Below are 3057 nucleotides of genomic sequence, written 5' to 3' on the forward strand. Positions count from 1 at the left end.
TTCTGCCTAAAACCATTTTTAAATCTTTGAAGAATTAAACATTTAAAGGCATGGGGGATTGGGGAGGAGGCAGCGCCTCCTCCCCAATCTCCCCCTCCTCTTGTCGCCGCCCGGCTTCCGCACTACACCTGTCTCATGGACATCAATCCCCTTCGCACGCGCCTGTGGCGTTCCGGTCCTGGCGGCCGGGGACCGGTGGTCTACTGGATGAGTCGCGACCAGCGCGTCGCCGACAACTGGGCCCTGCTGCACGCCTTTGCCGTGTCGGTGGCGCGCCGCAGGCCGCTGCATGTGGTGTTTTGTCTGGCGGACGGATTTTTGGGCGCCGGGCTGCGGCAGTATGCGTTCATGCTTGGCGGCCTGCGCGAGGTGGCGGCCGGATGCGCGGCGCGCGGCATACGTTTCGAGCTTTTGCGTGGCGACCCGGGCGAGAGGGTGGCGGCCTATTGCCGGGAGGTTGCGGCGGCGGCGGTGGTGACGGATTTCGATCCGCTGCGGGTGAAGGTGGGCTGGAAGCGGGCGGTGGCGGCGACGCTGGACGCGGACATTTACGAGACGGACGCCCACAACGTGGTTCCCTGCCGGGTGGCGTCGGGGAAGCGGGAATACGGGGCGCGGACGCTACGGCCAAAGATTTGGAGGCTTTTGCCGGAATATCTGGAGGATTTTCCCGAGTTGCCGGAGCATCCTTACGGCGAGCGGGGGCTTGGGGGGGAGCTTGACATGGCGGCGCTGCTGGACGGGCTTGGCGCGGATGGCGGCGTGCCGCCGGTGACGGACATCCTGCCCGGAGAACGGGCGGCCGAGACGGCGCTGCGGGATTTCGTCGAGAAGCGGCTGCCGGGCTATGCGCGGGGCAGAAACGACCCCAACGCGGGAATGGTGTCGGGGCTGTCGCCGTATTTTCATTTCGGGCAGCTTGCGCCCCAGCGGGCGGTGCTTTCGGTTGTTGCGGCAGGCCGCGAGGCAGGGCGGGAGAACGTGGACGCCTTTGTGGAGGAATGCGTGGTGCGTCGGGAGCTGTCGGACAATTTCTGCCTGCACTGCGAGGACTATGACCATTTCGAAGGTCTGCCGGACTGGGGGAAGAGGACGCTTCTGGCCCATGCCTCGGACCAGCGGGAATACGCGTACAGCCGGGAGGACTTCGAGCGGGGCCTGACGCATTCGGATTTGTGGAACGCGGCCCAGGCCCAGTTGCGGGAGACGGGCCGCCTGCACGGCTACATGCGCATGTATTGGGCCAAAAAGATATTGGAATGGTCGCAGGCGCCCCAGGAGGCCGTGGACACGGCCATCCGGCTCAACGACCGGTACGCCCTGGATGGCCGCGACCCCAACGGCTATGTGGGGGTGCTGTGGTCCGTGGGGGGCCTGCACGACCGGCCCTGGAGCGAACGTCCGGTGTACGGCCAGGTGCGGTACATGAACGAACGCGGCTGCCGTCGAAAATTTGACGTGGACGCCTACATCGCTGCCCATCTCCCCGCTTTGCCAGGCGCCTCCGGATAAGAAACCTCCCATCGCCCGCCTGCCGCCGTCCGGAGAGGCCGTGTTTGGGGAACCCCCGCAGGCCTGGTACCCGGATTATTCGGAATCGAACCAGGTGGACAGGCTGTCCCCCAGCATGCTGGCGAAAAAGCTTTCCGTGTCCGAGGACGACGAGGTCAGGGAGGTGCTGGTGTAGGCCGCAAGCCCGCCGGACCTGGCGAAGGCGACGCTGCGGTCGGCCTTGATCTTGCGGGCCAGTTCGGACTGGTCGGCGATGGCGTTGAAGGCCTCGGACAGGACCGGCTCTTCGGTGAAAAGCGCCTCGATGGCCTCCTTGTCAGGGTGGTCGCCCGCCACTTCGATGGACCCATCGGCGTTGCGCTTGAGGGTGATGGGGATTTCGGTATCGATCCCGGCCTCTTCGAGCTTGGTGTTCAGGGCCCCCAGAAAATGCTCCTGGAGCAGGGTGGTTTTTTCCTCCAGGGAGGTCAACACGCTCTGGTTGGGGATGACGGTTCCCAGAAGCCCGGTGATGCCGTAGCCGTTTTCGGAAAGCGAGACCAGATCCCCGGATGAGGAGGAGGAATCCGAATCGGTTGACGCAGACGAGGCGGTGGTTTCGTGGGAGGATGTCGTGGTAGCCGTTTCCGAGGCCTCGTCGGAACTGGAACCGATAAGCGTCATGAGCCGGGTGATGTCATTGTATGTTCCGCTAATTTCCATAGCCTTCCTCGCAGTAGGATTCTTTTTGCCGCGTGGGCCTTTGCGGGGAATCTATGCAAAAAAAGCGCCGCCCGCAGGCACGGACGGCGCTCACAACAAAAAAAACGTGTCGGATCAGGGCCGTGCGATCACGCTGCTGTCCTCGAAGACGATGCTCGGGGTGGCGCCGTCCGTGACCACCTCGAAGACGAACAGGGCCTCGCCCGAGGCCGATTTGTCTCCGCTTTTGACCTGGTAACGCGCTGGGGCCTCGATCCGGGTGCGTTTGGTTCCAGGCACGGGCGTGGCTTTGGGCGTTCCGGAAAGGGTATAGGACCGCCTGGGCCAGCGTTCGAAGTAGCGGACCTTGTCTTCGAGCACGAAGTCCTTTTTGACTACGCCCTTTTTATAAAAATCCACCTCGTCGGCGTACAGGGCAAGGAGTTCGTCGGGCGCGGCCGCGCTGCTTTTGGCGAAAAACCCTTCCACGAAGGCCGTCATGTCCGGCGTTGCGTCATTGGCGGCGCCGGATGGGGCGGCGCCGTCGTGCAGGGGGATGTCCAGAACCTGTCCCGCCGCCACCTTGTCCGGGTTGTCGATCTTGTTCTTGGCCATGATGTCCTTGACGCTGACCTTGAACTTGCGGGCGATCTTGTTCAGGGAATCGCCGCGCTGCACGGTGTAGGAGATTGTCGCCGGGCCGACGGGCTTTTTCTCGGGCTCGGGGGAAATGGGGGTGGAGACCACCTCGACGCTTTGCGTCGGCGGGGATGCGTTGGCCGCTGCGGCGTCCGGGACGGAGGGCGCGGTGACGACGGTTGCCGGGGCCTGGCCCTGGGGCGCGTCCAGATCGGAAGAGCACAC

General features: G+C 64.2%; 3 protein-coding genes. 1 reads left to right on the forward strand and 2 read right to left on the reverse strand.

Translation table 11 applies throughout. From position 1 onward, the window contains the following. Positions 1-135: 135 nt before the first annotated feature. Positions 136-1512 (forward strand): deoxyribodipyrimidine photo-lyase, encoded by a 1377-nt coding sequence (locus V3572_RS11670; protein WP_332111170.1) that lies wholly within the window; start codon positions 136-138, stop codon positions 1510-1512. 75 nt (positions 1513-1587) lie between these two features. On the opposite strand, the gene V3572_RS11675 is transcribed toward V3572_RS11670, so the two are convergent. Continuing rightward, positions 1588-2214 carry a hypothetical protein gene (locus V3572_RS11675; protein ID WP_332111171.1) on the reverse strand — a complete coding sequence of 209 codons (627 nt, stop codon included), beginning with the start codon at positions 2212-2214 and terminating at the stop codon, positions 1588-1590. Positions 2215-2328: 114 nt separating this feature from the next. Beyond that, the coding region (locus V3572_RS11680; RefSeq protein ID WP_332111172.1) for a LysM peptidoglycan-binding domain-containing protein at positions 2329-3057 on the reverse strand (729 nt) is incomplete at its 5' end.

The sequence above is a fragment of the Desulfolutivibrio sp. genome (assembly GCF_036584575.1).
Taxonomy (GTDB): domain Bacteria; phylum Desulfobacterota; class Desulfovibrionia; order Desulfovibrionales; family Desulfovibrionaceae; genus Desulfolutivibrio.

Excerpts from the sequence above, each read along its gene's own strand:
- V3572_RS11670 (WP_332111170.1), top strand. The coding sequence starts at position 136 with ATGGACATCAATCCCCTTCGCACGCGCCTGTGGCGTTCCGGTCCTGGC.
- V3572_RS11675 (WP_332111171.1), bottom strand. The coding sequence starts at position 2,214 with ATGGAAATTAGCGGAACATACAATGACATCACCCGGCTCATGACGCTT.